This window comes from Nocardia sp. NPDC003693, from assembly GCF_053981095.1.
In genome coordinates this window covers 75961-90153 of the sequence record NZ_JBSFNO010000029.1, presented here as the reverse complement: position 1 = coordinate 90153, position 14193 = coordinate 75961, and the positions used below count along the sequence as shown (strand labels likewise).

The window sequence follows — 14193 nt, the reverse complement described above, 5'->3', positions numbered from 1 at the left end:
TGCCCGAGCGCGGGCGTGCCCGCGCGCAACTCGCCCCGGGTCCGGTTCGCGACGAATGGCTCCGGCCCGGCGGGTCGGCCCGGGTCGCCCGCGGCGTCCCCGCGAGTCCGTGGCCAGCGGAGATCTGCCGACGGCGGCCCGGACGGGCGTCGGTAGCATCGAGGATCGACGCACAAACCGATCGGTATGAATTCGAAGGGTGCGAACAGTGACGACCAGTGCCCGGGGCGAGTTGGCGCAGCGGCTCGACGCGCTGTACTCCGCCGCCGGCGCGCCGCCGCTGCGCGTGATCAGCATGCGGGCCACCCGCGAGCTGCGGGTGCGCAATCCACAGGGGCGCGAGATCAGCGCGCAGCGGATCTCGGACTGGCGGCTCGGGCGCAGCGTGCCCGCCAAGTTCGACGGCCTGTCCGCCGTGCTGGGCGTGCTGGTGCCCGCCGCGCAGGCGCGCCGGCCCGATCCCGCACTGCCGGAACTGTATTCGATGACCGGGTGGCACAAACTCTGGTCGCGGGCGCAACAGGAGCGGACCGGAACACCGGCCGGGCCGGTCCCGGCGATCTGCCCGTATCCGGGACTGGCGGCCCTGACGATCACCGACGCGGAGTACTTCGCGGGGCGCGAGAGCCAGATCGAAACGCTGCGCGCCCGATTCACCGAAAACCTGGGCACCGGGGAACCGCTGATCCTGGTCGGCGACTCCGGCGTCGGGAAATCCTCGCTGCTGCAGGCCGGATTCGCCGCCCGCGTGCGCGCGGAATTCGACGTGCTGCCGGTGACGCCCGGCGCGGTCGCCGCCGGGGCGCTCGCGGACTGGGCCGCCGAACGCGCCTCGGACGCGAAACCGTATGTGCTGGTGGTCGATCAGCTCGAAGAGCTGTTCCTGCCGCCGTTCGACGACGATGCCGCGAGCCGCTATCTCGAGGTCCTGGCGTCGCTGGTGACCCGCGGCCCGGTGCTGCCCGGCCGGTGCGCGGGCGTGGTCGCGGCCCTGCGCGCCGACTTCTACACCCAGGCCGCCCGCTTCCCGGCCCTGGCCGCGCTGCTCGAACGCAATCAGATACTGCTCGGCCCGCCCAGCGTCGCCGAACTGACCGCCGCCATCGTCGAACCCGCCCGGCGCGTGGGGCTGCGGCTGGGCGACGGGCTGGTCGAGCTCATCCTGGCCGACCTCGGGGTCCGCGGCGGCGGCCGGGCCGTGCGCGCGGGCACCTTCCCGCTGCTCGCCCACGCCCTGCGTAGCACCTGGGAATTCCGCGAGGGCGACCTGCTGAGCGTGCGCGCCTACGAACGCGCCGGCGGCGTGCGCGGCGCGATCGCCACCAGCGCCGAACAGCAGTGGGAGAAATTCGACCCCCGCGAGCGCGAGACCACCCGCATCCTGCTGCTGCAACTGGTGACCCCGGCCGCCGACGGCACCGCCGTGGGCCGGCATGTGGAGCGCGAGAGCCTGATTCGGCGCTGCCCGGACCAGGACTCGGCGCGCACCGTGCTGAACACGCTCGTCGCGGCCCGCATCCTCACCCAGGACGCGTCCGGCACCTCCCTGGCCCACGACGCCGTGCTCAGCGCCTGGCCGCGCCTGGCCGAATGGGTGGACGAGGACCGCGAGGACGCGATCGTGCGGCACCGGTTGCACACCGACGTCGAGGAATGGGCGGGCGCCGGGCGCGATCGCTCCCTGCTGTACCAGGGGACCCGGCTCGCGGTGGCGAGTGATCTGCGGTCCCGGATGCCGAATGTGCTGTCCCCCTTGGGAATCGAATTCCTGGACGCGGCCGAGCAGGTACGGCGGCGCGGGGTGCTCGGCAAACGGGCGCTGGCGCTGTTCCTGGTCGTCGGCGCGATCGTGACCTCGGTGCTGGCCGTGGTGTCCATGCGGCAGAGCCGGCTCGCCGATCGCGAGCGCGAAGACGCGCAGTTCGCCGCGCTGGTGGCTGCGGCCCAGCACAACCAGGCCGGCGACCCGACCGAATCGGCACAGCTCGCACTGGTCGCCACCGCCGTACGGCCCGATGATCCGCAGGCCCGCGGCCTGCTGCTGGCCTCGCAGGCCGCCCCGCTCGCGGCCACCATCCCCGCGCACGAGGGCGCGATCTACGGTGTGGCGCAATCCCGAGACGGCATCGTCGCCTCGGGCGGCTACGACAACGCGGTACGCCTGTGGCGACGCGACGACGCCCGCGGGCTGACCGCGCTGGGCGCCGCGCTGCCCGCGGACGCCTGGGTTGCATCGGTTGCCTTCTCGCCCGACGGGCGAATGCTGTTCGCCAGCACGGCTTCCGGGCGCGTGCACCGCTGGGACGTCTCCGACCCCGCCCATCCCGTGCGCGCCGACACCATCGACCTCGGGCATCGCGGGGCGGTGTACGCGGTCGCGGTGCGCGCGGACGGCCGCTGGATCGCCACCGCCGGGGACGACCGCACGGTCCGCCTGCACGATCTGGCGTCCGGGGCGACCGTCACGCTCACCGGACACGACGCGCCCATCCGCAGCCTGGCCTTCGCACCGGACGGGAATACCCTCGCCAGCGGCAGCGACGACCGGACCGCGCGGCTGTGGGACGTTTCCGACCCCGCCGCCGCGCGAGCGCTCGGCGCACCCCTGTCTGGGCAGCGCCTGACCATCCACGCCGTCGCCTTCAGCCCCGACGGGAGCGTGCTCGCCACCGGCAGCGACGACCAGAGCTTCCAGTTGTGGTCGATGCGCGACCGGGCGAAGGCGGCGCCGCTGGGACCGCCGGTGCCCGCGCGCACCGCGGCGGTCTGGTCGCTGACCTTCGCCCCGGACGGCCGGACTCTGGTCACCGCCGGTCGGGACGGCACCGCCGATCTGTGGAGCGTGATCGATCCCCGCCGGCCGGTGCCGGTGGGAAAACCCATGGGCGGCAGCCGCGGTGCGCTCGCGGCAGCCTTGTTCCTGGACGAGGGCCGGGTGCTCACCGGCGGCCAATCCGGCGAATTGCAGGTCTGGACGCTCTCACCCGCCGAACTCGCCGGCCACACCGCGCAGGTGCAGGCCCCCGCCTTCGACGCCTCGGGCGCGCTCATGGCGACCGGGTCGTGGGACGGGACCGTCCTGCTGTGGGACACCGCCGGCGCGACCCCGCGCCCGATCGCCGCCGCGCCCATGCCCGCGGACGTGCGGGTCGAGAACCTCGCGCTCGCGCCGGACGGCCGCACCCTGGCGGTGAGCCTGGTCGACAGCGGGCCGGTGCTGCTGTTCGACCTCGCCGATCGCACCGCGCCCCGGCCGCTGCCCACCCTGGACCTGCCGCAGGCGCGCTACGCGCACGAGATCGCGTTCTCGCCCGACTCGCGCCACCTGGCGACCGCGCTCACCGACACCAGCGTGCAGATCTGGGACCTCGGCGATCGTGACCGGCCGGTCGCGCAGGACAGCGCGCTGACCGGGCCGGGCGGGTGGGTGAACGCGGTGGCCTTCGCGCCCGACGGGACACGGCTGTACGCGGTGTCGGGCGAAGGGCGGGTGCACAGCTGGAATCTGGCCGCGGCGCAACGCACCTCGACCGTGCTGGCCGACTACCACCGCAGCCTGAACGCGCTCTCGATCAGTGCCGACGGCACACTCCTGGCAACCGGTGGTGACGATCAGATCGTGCGGGTGGCGCGCCTGGACGGCGATCGCGCCGACGAACTCGCCGCGCTCGGCGGCTACTCGAGCGCGATCCGGTCGGTGAGTTTCGATCCCGGGGCGCGGTCGCTGGCCACCGGTGCCGACGATCAGACCGTGCGGCTGTGGTCCATCGCCGATCCCGCCGCGCCGGAGGCGATGGGCGCCTCGATCGTGCCGCGCGGCACGGTGCGCTGGCGGGTGCAGTTCAGTCCCACCGGGATGCTCGGCGCGGGCGGGGGCAACGCGGTGCTGAGTTGGCTGAACACCGATCCGTCGGCTGCGGCCGAGCGGGTGTGCGCGGCGAGCGCGGGTTCCGAACTCGACGGGGATTGGCGGCGATGGCGTCCGGAATTGGCCGCCGCCTGCGCGCGCTGATCGTATTCGGAAATGCGGAAAGCCCGCACGGCCGGGAGGAATGCGGCCGTACGGGCTTTTCGGGGGTGGGCTGTCAGAAGCCGATGTGCAGACCGAGCAGGTCGCCGCCGAACAGGGTGAGGTTGTTGAACAGCTGAGTGAATCCAGAAAGCATGAGCGTGTCCTTCTCGGTCGAACTGTGTTGGGGAGTTGCTCCGGTCTTCGCCGGTGCCACATCAGATTTGCACTGGATGTCCAGTCCGTTTCGGGTGCCGGTGGAAGATCGCCCGGTCGCGCTGGGAAAACCTACTTTCCGGTCCGGACAGATCCGGGTCCGGACCGGACGGATACGCTCTCGGATCGGCTCTCACCGGTGGACGTTTCGCGATTTTGCATCCGGGCAAACCTCATCAAATGGGATTATTCGGAGGTCGTTTCGATTCGACGAGATCCGTGCAGACAAACGGTCGAATCAGTCAAAATGCCTGGAAATGACGGGCATCACCGGCGTGCGGGAAGTAATTACTAGTGTTTTCCTGCAAAAGATGATGACGTCTCGATCCGTGCAGTAGCGTGCAGTCCGCGAACCGTCAGCGATCAACGCTGACACGATTGTTTCGATAGGAGCTCTGCCATGGCTGAATTCATTTCCGGTGGTCTGTTCGACGCGTTGCTCAAGATGGTCATCGGCTCGATGAGCGGCTCGGCAAGTGGCAGCGTGCCCTGCCCCTAGGGTTTCGCGGTCCGGCGCCCGCGGGAGTGCTCGCTCCCCGGGCGCGCGGGGCCTTCGATTGCGGGATGGACTCGGGTCCGGTCCGGGTGTGAACAGCGAGCGCATACTGGTCGGGTTGTTTCTGCTCGGGACGGACACCTCACACTCCGGAGGCACCTCGATGAAGCGTCAGCAGAATCTTTCCCAGGACGCCCGGCGCAAGGCCGACGCCGAAAGCGCCGCCGCCCACCGCGCCGAACGGCACGATCGAATGCGGGACATGAATCTCGCCCGCGAGGACTCCGGCGGTGATTACGAACCCGCCGACCGCGAGGAGATGGAGGGTATCGATCGCCCCCGTCCCCGCATGCGCGACGACCGCCACGCCGCCGAAGCCGCGGCCCACGACGCCGTCCGCCGCGCGAACACCGAGCTCGACGGCGACTGACCGTCGGGGTGGATCCGGGCATTCCATTCGGGGGATGCCCGGCGCCGCTCGTCTCGCGCGCGTCCACGGCCACTCGGCCGCCCGGGGTTCGGCACCGGTGTTCGGGACTCGGAGTTGACTCCGAGGTGAACTGCGGGGGACGTCCAGGACTCGGTGTGGTCACGAAAGTGCGGGGCGGCGGAGTGGTGTGTCACGGGAAGAGGACGATCCGGTCTATCCGGAGATCTGATATCCGCTTTTCATTGCTGGACAGTAACTGGAACGCCTAGGGTTCGAGATCTGGCATTCGGGACAAATCCCACAGGGGTGGGGGAGTCCGCAGGGTGCGATCGAGTTCGGGTTGCAGGGTCCCCCGTTACTGAAGGGCAACACTATGAACCGTCACCAGCTCTCCGCCCGGCGAGTGCCGCGCCCGCTCATCCATCCCCATCGGGAATCCGATCCCGCCCTCGCGCGGGTGCTGGTCGTCGAAGGACACCGGGCCACCGCCGAGATGGCGCTGCTGGTGCTCTCGGCCGCCGGGTACGACTCGATGCACGCCCCGAACGGGCACCAGGCCCTGGCCCTGTCCGAGCGCTGGCATCCGGACCTGGTGCTGCTGGACCTGAGATTGCCCGATCTGCACGGCGTCGAGGTGTGCCGGCGACTGCGGATCACCGGCGACGCCCCGATCATGATCGTGTCCGCCGAGCCGGATCGCGGTGTGATCGAGAGCGCGCTCGCCGCCGGCGCCGCCGACTATCTCCCCAAGCCCTTCCGCACGAGCGAACTGCTCACCCGGATTCACGCCCGCCTGCACCCGGACCTGGTGATCGACGATCGCGAGGACAACGAGCCGCGCGCGGCCGTGCCGGTCGTGCGGCACGCGGCACGGCTCGCCGACTAGGCGGGCCGGGAGCCGGTTCGACTCCCGGCGCGCCCGATCACCCCGGCGGGACAGTTCCGGAGCGCAGTTCGCGTTTGAGGAGTTTGCCGCTCTGGTTGCGCGGCAGCGCCTCCGCGAACCGAACGATCTTCGGGACCTTGAACGGGGCGAGCCGCTCCTTCACGTGCGCGATGAGGTCGCCGGCGGCGACCGCGTCGGTGTCGGCGCGCAACACCACCACGGCCGTCACCGCCTCGATCCAGCGCGGGTCCGGGGTGCCGATCACCGCCACCTCCGCCACCGCCGGGTGGGTGTAGAGCGCGTCCTCGACCTCGCGCGAGGCCACCAGGATGCCGCCGGTGTTGATCACGTCCTTGATCCGGTCGACCACGGTGATGAAGCCCTCCGCGTCGCGGACCACGAGATCGCCCGAGTGGAACCAGCCGTCGGTGAACGCGGCCGCGGTCGCCCCCGGGTTCTCCCAATAACCCAGGCACAGTTGCGGTGAGCGGTACAGGATCTCCCCGGGCACGCCCGCGGCCACGTCCGCGCCGGCGGTATCGACGACGCGAGCCTCCACGAACAGCACCGGACGCCCGCACGAGTCCGGCCGATCCGCGTGCTCCGCGGGGCGCAGCACGGTCGACAGCGGGCCGATCTCCGACTGCCCGAAGCAGTTGTAGAAGCCCAGTGCCGGATAGCGTTCGCGCAGCCGCTGCAACACGGTGACCGGCATGATCGACGCGCCGTACTGCGCCTTGCGCAGCGAGGACAGATCGTGCTCGTCCAGCCCCGGGTGCGCGGCCAGTGGAACCCAGACGGTCGGTGCGAGGAACAGCGAACCGATGCGTTCGGCCTCGACCGTGCGCAGGATCTCGGGAATGTCCGGCACGGGCAGCAGCCGCACGGTGGCCCCGACCGCCAGGTACGGCAGCATGAACACGTGCATGCCCGCCGAGTGGTACAGCGGCATGCAGATCAGCGGGTTGTCCGCCGCGTCCAGGTCGAGCGCGACGATGGCGCTGGTGTACTCGTGTACCAGGGCGCGATGAGTCATCATGGCGCCCTTGGGTTTCGACGTCGTGCCCGAGGTGTACAGCAGCTGCGCGAGATCGGTGTCGGCGGTCCCGGACTCCCACGGCGGCACCGGCCCCGCCGTCGAGGTGTCCAGCAGGGAATCGGCCGCGTCCCGCAGCGCGAGCACGGCGCATCCCGGCGGCAGTACCGGCGTGAGGTGCGCGGTCAGTTCCGGATCGGCGAGTACCGCACGCGCGCCGGACTGTTCGAGCAGATACGCCAGTTCGTCGCCGCGCAGGGCGTAGTTGATCGGGACGTGTACCAGCCCGGCGCGAGCGGCGGCCAGGAACGCGATCACGTAGGCGTCGGAGTTGGTGCCGTAGGCGGCGATTCGGTCGCCCGGCGTCAATCCGAGCCCCCGCAGCCGGGCGGCGGCCCGGGTGACGGCGTCGTCGAGTTCGCGATAGGTGAGGGCGCGGTCCGCGAAACGCACGGCCACCCGGCCGGGATGGCGGGCGGCGCTGCGGCGCAGCATGCCGTCGACCGTCCCGGCGCGGGGATCAGTGATGGGAGAAGACAATTCGGAGCCCGTCATCGTTCCAAGGATCGTTCAGCCCGCGGTGCCGCGGGGGTGAACGATGATCTTCACGTGCTCGCGCGGTGAACGCAGCGCGGTGAACGCCTCCGCCACCCCGTCGAGTCCGACGCGTCCGGTGATCAGGGCCTCGGCGTCGATCACGCCGTCCGCCAGCCGGTTCAGCGTGATGTCGTACGGCTCCTGATAGTTGCCGTGGCCGAAGTTCACCGCGATGCGCCGGAATTGGCCGACCACCGGAACGATGGTCTCCTGGGCGAACCCCGCGGCCAGGACCTGGATGCGGGAGTTGAACGGCAGCTGATGCAGCAGTTCGCCGATCACGCCCGCGCGGCCGCTGCACTCGTAGGCGATGAGAATCCCCGAATCCGCTTCGCTCACCAGTGAATTGCCCTCGGCGGCCAGGGCGTTCCACACCTCGACGGGATCCTGCTCGGTGGGATCGACCACGATGTCCGCGCCCATCCGCCGGGCGAGTTCGCGGCGGGCGGGTGAGGGTTCGGAGGCGATCACCACGCGCGCGCCGTGCGCCTTCGCCGCGACGATCGCGCCCAGGCCGATGGTGCCGCAACCGATCACGAGCGCGGAGTCGGCGGCGGTCAGACCGGACTGCTGCACGTGCATTTCGCCGACGTGCAGCGGTTCGGCCAGGGTGGCGTGGTCCAGGGACAGGTTGTCGGGCACCTTGCGCACCCAGTAGGCGTCCACCACGATCTGCTCGCCGAACGCGCCGTGATAGGTGTTCGAGTAGCCGATGATCGTCGGGATTCCGGTGGCCGTGTCGGTGGCCAGGCCGATGCCGGCGACCCGGTCGCCCACCGCGAAATCGGTGACGTCGGAGCCGATCTCGGCGACGATCCCCGCGTACTCGTGGCCCAGCACCACCGGTCGGTCGGCGTCGAACTCGGCCAGCGGGTATCCGGCGGCGTTCGCGACTCCCACGAACCGGCAGGGGTCCTTCGACACCGACAGGTCACTGCCGCAGATGCCGCAGGCCGCCACGTCGATGCGAATCTGCCAGGAGCCCAGGGCCGGTGGCGCGTCCACCTCGGCCACGGAGAACTGCCCCTCGAGGAATTGTGTTGCGCGCATGGTCAGGCTCCCGTCTGTGCGCCGTAGTAGTCGGTGTGGGCCTTGGTGATCGCGGTGACCAGTTGCCCGATCAGCAGGTCGCGGTTGTCCTGCGCGAATTGCAGGCTCGCTTCGCGACCGCGGTTGCGGTTCTTGAAATGCGGGACGACCTCGGAGGCGAACAGCTCGTAGCTGCGCTTGGTGTCCTCCCAGCTCGCCATGTCCACGTGCAGCACGAGCATGGTGCCGAAGCCGCCGGTCTTGTCGATCAGGCGCTGGATCTGCTCGATGGCCTCGTCCGGGGTGCCGATGATGGCCTGGCCGAACTCCCCGAGGGTGTCGTTACGCCACTGATCGACGATGCCCTTGGGCGTCCGCGCCCAGTCCGGGCTCTGGCCGGTCTGGCGGTTGACGTAGGCGGCCATCGAGCCGATGCGCCGCGACACCGCGCGCTCGGCGTCGGCGCGGGACTCGGCCAGGAAGATCGGGTTCACCAGCCGCCAGTTGGCGCGGTCGGCGATGTGCCCGTGTTCGGCGCATGTCTTCTCGTAGACGCCCCAGTTGCGATCGAGCACCTCGAATCCGCCGGGTGAGCTGGCGGCCAGGGACAGCAGCGACAGGCCGTGGGTGCCCGCGAGCACCGAGCCGTTCGGGGAAATGGTTGACGCCGTGGCGATTTCGATGCCGGCGGGGTCGTAGGTGGGCAGCTGGGCGCGCGCGTCCTTCAGGGTGAACCAGTCGGTCCGCATGTCGACGACCTCGCCGCGCAGCAGCCGGGTGATCGCTTCGAGGGCCTCGCCCTGGCGGCGGCGCTGATCGGAGGGGTCGATGCCCATCATGTGGGCGTCGAGGGTGATCTTGCCCGGGCCAGTGCCGAAGATGAGCCGTCCGCGCGTCTGCAGGTCGAGCTGGGTGATGCGGTCGGCGGTGATCAGCGGGTGGTGGTAGGGCAGGGACACCACGCCGGTGCCGAAGCGGATGCGCTGTGTGCGCTCGGCGGCGGCGGCGATGAAAAGGTCGGGGGCGGGGACGATCTCGGCGCCGGTCGAGTGGTGCTCACCCATCCAGGCCTCGTCGAATCCGAGGTGGTCCAGATGCTCCATCAGGTCGATATCGCGGCGCAGCTGCAGCGCGGGATCGGCGTCGAGGGGGTGGTACGGGGCCAGGAAGGCGCCGAATTTCATCGAGCTGGGGGTCCACATGGAACGGGTATCTCCTCGTCGAGACGGGGCTGTGAGCGGGCTCACTGCGGTGCCCCTTCATGACAACATGGATCGAGTGATCCAAAAATGAGTGTCTCGCTGAGTGGAACGGGGCGGAAAAGTGGCGACAGATAACGAATCTTCGGTTGACTCTGATGGGCGCTACCGATCTAGAGTGGATCAACTGATCCAGTATTTTCGCTACCGTGGGAGCCCGCTGTGTACCTCGACGTCGAACCCGGCGGGCCGAGCCCGCGCCTCGTCGAACCGGATGACTTCACCACCCTGTCGGTGGTAATCACCGGTCCTCGCGACGACGATCTCCTGCGCTCCGCGCTGTCCGGCTGGGCGGAATTCGACGGCACGCACGCCTGGCTCGATATCGAGCGCCTGGAGACCGAACTGCGGGCCGCACTGACCGCCGGTTCGGGCTGGGAACGGGGGTTCGCCGCGATGCTCGGGTACGCGCGCGATGCGGGCTGGCTGGACGACTCGGGCCGGGCGGTGCGCGCGCATTGCCGATGGGCGCTCGGGTGATCGAGGTCCGATGAGCCGGACGTTCGAGGCAGGCCGAGCCTGTGCCAAGCTCGGACCCATGCTCACGCCCGCCAATCGTCAAGGCGCCACGACCCGTACCCGACTGCTGAAGACCGCCGAGCGGCTCTTCGCCGCCGAAGGCGTGGACGCGGTGTCGGTGCGCGCGATCAATGCCGCCGCCGGCCTGGGCGCGGCCTCGGTGAACTATCACTTCGGCACGAAAACCGATCTGCTGTCGGCTGTTCTGCTCGACTTGGGTGCGCCCGTGCGTGACCGGATCCGAGCGAACGTCGATGTACTGGGCGCTCGCCCCGCGCCGCCGACTCCCGCCGAGCTGGTGGACGCGGTCACCGGCCCCTATCGGGCGCTGCTGCACGACCACCGCACCCGCGGCATGCGCTGGATCAAGATCGTTTCCCAGTTGTCGGTGCAGGCTCACCCCGCCCTCGAAGCCGCCGAGGAAGACCTGCGCGGCGTCCTGCTCGCACAGGTCCGTCGTACCTTCCCCGGCAGCGATCCCACCCGGCTGGAACGCCGCTGGGCGGTGGCCCTGACGACGTTCCTGCAGGCGCTGGCGCATGCCGACGATTCGAGCGCGGCGCACGCGCTGACCGCCGCCGAACTGACCGAGTTCCTCGACGATCAGGTGGTGTTCCTGCGCGGGGGCCTGAGCGCGCTGCTCGGGGACTGAGGCGCGGGCGCGAGTTCGCCTCTCGCGTCGGACGGGGATTCGATCCCGCTGTGCCGGTACGGAATCCGGTGCGCCCCGCGCCGCGCGGCATTCAGTCCAGGCAGAATTCGTTGCCTTCGGGATCCGCCATGACGATATGGCCGAAACCCATGGGCGGCTCCGGCTCGACGCGGGTGAGACGCTTCGCGCCCAGTGCGACCAGGCGATCGCATTCGGCCTCGAGTGCGGCCATGCGCTCCGCGCCCTGCAGGCCCGGCGCCGCGCGCACGTCGAGATGCACGCGGTTCTTGGCGACCTTGTCCTCGGGCACCTGCTGGAAGAACACGCGCGGGCCGGACCCGTCCGGGTCCTCGATGGCCGAGCGGGTGTTGCGGTGTTCGGGCGGGACGCCCATCGCGGCCAGGAATTCGTCCCACGCCGCGAGCGGGTCCGCGCCCGCGGGCAGTTCGACCCCGGGCGGGCCGGGGTGGACATAGCCGAGCACGTCGCGCCAGAAGGTCGAGAGCGCCTTCGGGTCGTGCGCGTCGAAGGTGATCTGCAGGTGGCGGCTCATCGGGCGGCTCCGTTCGTGGTGTGCAGGTAGAGATCGCGCAGCAGCGCGACCTCGGACAGATGGTGGATGAGTTCCCGGTGGATGTGCAGTACCAGCGCGGCCATCGGCAGGTCCGGGTAGGGCTCGGCGGGTCCGCACGGTACGGCCAGTCCGTCGCTGCCGAGCGCGCGAACACCGGAAATCCATGTGCCGAGCTGTGTTTCGAGTTGTTCGAGGGCCTGCTTCGCGGTGCTCGCGTATTCCCAGTCCTCGTACGAGGCGGCGGGTGCGCCGAAATGCGCGGCGTTGCGGGCCGCGAGCACACCCACGATCACGTGGCCGAGTCGCCAGGCGATCGTGGTGAACGGCGCGGGATCCGTTGGCGGGTAGGCGAAGTCGATGGTGAAGTCGCCGCGGCCCGCCTGGATGGGGGCGGCCGAGGCGCCGCGCGGGTACACGCTCCAGGCGTTCGGCACCGGCGACCAGAAGTACTCGTCGTCGCTCAGGCCCTCGAGTCGTTGCCGCACCTGGTGATTCCAGTGGAACTCCCACTGGTCGCACAGCAGGGCGTTCCAGTCCGGTTCGTCTGCGTCCATGCGGCTACTCTGACAGCAATAGCGGACAGTATCGGTCCGCAATCGCACGGACACTCGGTGAGGTGGCCATGACGGACCGGGACGACCGGGGAACGACCGAACGGGTGCTGACCCTGCTCGGGCTGCTGCAGCAGCGGCAGGTGTGGACCGGTCCCGAGCTGGCCGGGCGGCTCGGGGTCACCGTGCGCACGGTGCGCCGTGACGTCGAAAGACTGCGCGCGCTGGGCTATCCGGTGCACGCCAGTCAGGGGGTCGGCGGGGGATACCAGCTCGGGTCGGGGCAGGATCTGCCGCCGCTGCTGCTGGACGACGAGGAGGCCATCGCCACGGCGGTCGCGCTGCTGGTCGGCGCGGGTGGTGCGTTGACCGGGGCGGGCGACGCGGCGTTGCGGGCACTGACCAAGCTCGACCGGGTACTGCCCGCGCGGCTGCGGCACGAGATGCGGGTGCTCACCGAGGCGATCGAATCGTTCGATCGCGGCCGGTCCCCGGTCGACCCGGACGCGATCCTGACCCTGGCGCGCGCGTGCCACGATCAGCTCGAAGCCGGGTTCGACTACCCGGCCGGTGACGTGGTGGCCCGGCGCCGCGTCGAGCCCTACCGCCTGGTGGCCTCGGATCGGCGCTGGTACCTGCTCGCCTACGATCTCGAGCGCGCCGACTGGCGGACGTTCCGGGTCGACCGGATGCGCGACGTCGCCCTGCGTACCTGGCATTTCCGCGCCCGTCCGGCGCCGGACGCGGCGGCCTTCGTACAGGAGAGCGTCGCGGCCCGGGTGTACCCCAGGCGGGCGCGGTTTCTGGTGCACGCACCCGCCGAGACCGTCCGCGCCCAGGTGCCGCCCGCTGCGGCGGTGGTCGAGGCCCGCGATGCCGAGTCGTGCGAACTCCGCAGCGGGGCAGCCAATCTCGATGCCGTGCTGATGCACGTGCTGGTGCTGGGACACCGATTCGAGGTCCTCGAACCGCCCGAATTGGCTCTGCGCGCACGGGTTCTCGCGGGAAATCTGGCCGCCGCGGGTGGTGACGGGTCGTAGCGGCCGCGGGCCGACCGGGTTCCGGCCCGTCGGTCAGACCCGCGCGGTCGTGTCGGCCACCTGGCGGGTGGCGATCTTGGCGATACGGGCGACCAGGGTGCGGGGGCGGCGGGGGAGCAGGTGCGCCGAGGCGAAATTGCCCAGGCCCGGGACCACGTAGCCCCGGTTGCGCTCCAGGGCGCGCAGGCTCGCCCGCACCACCTGGTCCGCGCTGCCCATCGGCGCGCCGATCGCGGCCTTGCGGGTGCCGACCACGTCGAAGAACTGGGTTTCGGTCGGCCCGGGGCAGACCGCGAGGACCTTGACGCCGCGATCGCTGTACTCGCTCCACAGCGCGAGGCTGAAATTCAGGACGAACGCCTTCGTGGAGGCGTAGGTGGCGAAGTAGGGGGAGGGCTGGAACGCCGCGGTCGAGGCGACGTTCACGACCTCGCCGGCGCCGCGCTCGAGCATGCCGGGGATCAGGAGCCGGGTCAGTCCGGCCAGGGCGACGATGTTGACCATCAACTGGTCGTGCTCGCTCTCGGCGGGCAGTTCCTCGAATCGGCCCGCGCTGCCGAACCCGGCGTTGTTGACGAGGATGTCGACGATCAGGCCGCGGCGTGCGATCTCGTCGGTGACGCGGGTGGCGGCGTCCGGGTGCGCGAGATCCTGGCCGATGACCTCGACGCGGACGCCGTGGCGGTTACGCAGTTCCGCGGCAAAGGATTCCAGCCGTTCGATCGAGCGCGCGACGAGTATCAGGTCGTCGCCGCGGGCGGCCAGCGCCGCCGCGAACTCCGCGCCGATGCCGAACGAGGCGCCGGTGACCAGTGCTGTTCTTCCCGAGTGGGCCATGGTGGTTCTCCTTCGATCCTTGGTAACACGAGAGTAGCGAATTAATTAGAACATGCAACACC

Annotated in this window: 13 protein-coding genes; 6 read left to right on the top strand and 7 right to left on the bottom strand. The window is 70.4% G+C overall.

Annotated features, from left to right (window positions below; genetic code table 11):
- Positions 1–208: 208 nt before the first annotated feature.
- A complete protein-coding gene (locus ACWDOP_RS27595) occupies positions 209–4012 on the top strand; it encodes an NACHT and WD repeat domain-containing protein (protein ID WP_456347369.1) in 3804 nt (1267 codons plus the stop codon).
- 73 nt (positions 4013–4085) lie between these two features.
- Here ACWDOP_RS27595 and ACWDOP_RS27590 read toward each other — a convergent pair whose 3' ends face one another.
- Complete coding sequence (locus tag ACWDOP_RS27590; RefSeq protein ID WP_456347368.1) at positions 4086–4226, bottom strand: hypothetical protein; 141 nt, start codon at positions 4224–4226, stop codon at positions 4086–4088.
- Between the two features lie 658 nt (positions 4227–4884).
- On the opposite strand from ACWDOP_RS27590, the gene ACWDOP_RS27585 reads away from it, so the two are divergent.
- The gene (locus tag ACWDOP_RS27585) at positions 4885–5151 is read left to right on the top strand and encodes a hypothetical protein (protein WP_456347367.1); all 267 of its coding nucleotides are present in this window, start codon (positions 4885–4887) and stop codon (positions 5149–5151) included.
- A gap of 373 nt (positions 5152–5524) precedes the next feature.
- Positions 5525–6037, top strand: a complete 513-nt coding sequence (locus ACWDOP_RS27580; protein WP_456347366.1) for a response regulator — start codon at positions 5525–5527, stop codon at positions 6035–6037.
- Between the two features lie 37 nt (positions 6038–6074).
- Here the strand turns inward: ACWDOP_RS27580 and ACWDOP_RS27575 are convergent, their stop codons facing one another.
- The 3 genes from ACWDOP_RS27575 to ACWDOP_RS27565 are packed head-to-tail and all read right to left on the bottom strand — an operon-like array spanning position 6075 to position 9901.
- Positions 6075–7628: a fatty acyl-CoA synthetase gene (locus ACWDOP_RS27575; RefSeq protein ID WP_456347365.1), complete on the bottom strand. Its 1554-nt coding sequence runs from the start codon at positions 7626–7628 to the stop codon at positions 6075–6077.
- A gap of 15 nt (positions 7629–7643) precedes the next feature.
- Positions 7644–8720 carry an alcohol dehydrogenase catalytic domain-containing protein gene (locus ACWDOP_RS27570; protein ID WP_456347364.1) on the bottom strand — a complete coding sequence of 359 codons (1077 nt, stop codon included), beginning with the start codon at positions 8718–8720 and terminating at the stop codon, positions 7644–7646.
- A gap of 2 nt (positions 8721–8722) precedes the next feature.
- On the bottom strand, positions 8723–9901 hold the full coding sequence (locus ACWDOP_RS27565) for an LLM class flavin-dependent oxidoreductase (RefSeq protein WP_456347363.1): 1179 nt from the start codon (positions 9899–9901) through the stop codon (positions 8723–8725).
- A 219-nt stretch (positions 9902–10120) separates the two neighbouring features.
- On the opposite strand from ACWDOP_RS27565, the gene ACWDOP_RS27560 reads away from it, so the two are divergent.
- The gene (locus ACWDOP_RS27560; RefSeq protein WP_456347362.1) at positions 10121–10438 is read left to right on the top strand and encodes a hypothetical protein; all 318 of its coding nucleotides are present in this window, start codon (positions 10121–10123) and stop codon (positions 10436–10438) included.
- A gap of 10 nt (positions 10439–10448) precedes the next feature.
- Entirely contained in the window at positions 10449–11129 is a 681-nt protein-coding gene (locus ACWDOP_RS27555) for a TetR/AcrR family transcriptional regulator (protein WP_456347361.1), read from the top strand.
- Positions 11130–11220: 91 nt separating this feature from the next.
- On the opposite strand, the gene ACWDOP_RS27550 is transcribed toward ACWDOP_RS27555, so the two are convergent.
- Positions 11221–11682, bottom strand: coding sequence for a VOC family protein (locus tag ACWDOP_RS27550; protein ID WP_456347360.1), 462 nt, complete (start codon positions 11680–11682; stop codon positions 11221–11223).
- Positions 11679–12257 (bottom strand): DinB family protein, encoded by a 579-nt coding sequence (locus ACWDOP_RS27545; protein WP_456347359.1) that lies wholly within the window; start codon positions 12255–12257, stop codon positions 11679–11681. Before ACWDOP_RS27545 ends, ACWDOP_RS27550 begins: the two co-directional genes overlap by 4 nt.
- Before the next feature lie 68 nt (positions 12258–12325).
- Here ACWDOP_RS27545 and ACWDOP_RS27540 point away from each other — a divergent pair, with 68 nt between their 5' ends.
- A complete protein-coding gene (locus tag ACWDOP_RS27540) occupies positions 12326–13294 on the top strand; it encodes a helix-turn-helix transcriptional regulator (RefSeq protein ID WP_456347387.1) in 969 nt (322 codons plus the stop codon).
- A 33-nt stretch (positions 13295–13327) separates the two neighbouring features.
- Here ACWDOP_RS27540 and ACWDOP_RS27535 read toward each other — a convergent pair whose 3' ends face one another.
- The gene (locus tag ACWDOP_RS27535; protein WP_456347358.1) at positions 13328–14131 is read right to left on the bottom strand and encodes an SDR family NAD(P)-dependent oxidoreductase; all 804 of its coding nucleotides are present in this window, start codon (positions 14129–14131) and stop codon (positions 13328–13330) included.
- Positions 14132–14193 lie beyond the last annotated feature (62 nt).

Coding starts and splice junctions, on each gene's coding strand:
- ACWDOP_RS27550 (WP_456347360.1), bottom strand. CDS start 11,682: ATGAGCCGCCACCTGCAGATCACCTTCGACGCGCACGACCCGAAGGCG.
- ACWDOP_RS27565 (WP_456347363.1), bottom strand. CDS start 9,901: ATGTGGACCCCCAGCTCGATGAAATTCGGCGCCTTCCTGGCCCCGTAC.
- ACWDOP_RS27570 (WP_456347364.1), bottom strand. CDS start 8,720: ATGCGCGCAACACAATTCCTCGAGGGGCAGTTCTCCGTGGCCGAGGTG.
- ACWDOP_RS27585 (WP_456347367.1), top strand. CDS start 4,885: ATGAAGCGTCAGCAGAATCTTTCCCAGGACGCCCGGCGCAAGGCCGAC.
- ACWDOP_RS27545 (WP_456347359.1), bottom strand. CDS start 12,257: ATGGACGCAGACGAACCGGACTGGAACGCCCTGCTGTGCGACCAGTGG.
- ACWDOP_RS27555 (WP_456347361.1), top strand. CDS start 10,449: ATGAGCCGGACGTTCGAGGCAGGCCGAGCCTGTGCCAAGCTCGGACCC.
- ACWDOP_RS27580 (WP_456347366.1), top strand. CDS start 5,525: ATGAACCGTCACCAGCTCTCCGCCCGGCGAGTGCCGCGCCCGCTCATC.
- ACWDOP_RS27540 (WP_456347387.1), top strand. CDS start 12,326: ATGACGGACCGGGACGACCGGGGAACGACCGAACGGGTGCTGACCCTG.
- ACWDOP_RS27575 (WP_456347365.1), bottom strand. CDS start 7,628: ATGACGGGCTCCGAATTGTCTTCTCCCATCACTGATCCCCGCGCCGGG.
- ACWDOP_RS27535 (WP_456347358.1), bottom strand. CDS start 14,131: ATGGCCCACTCGGGAAGAACAGCACTGGTCACCGGCGCCTCGTTCGGC.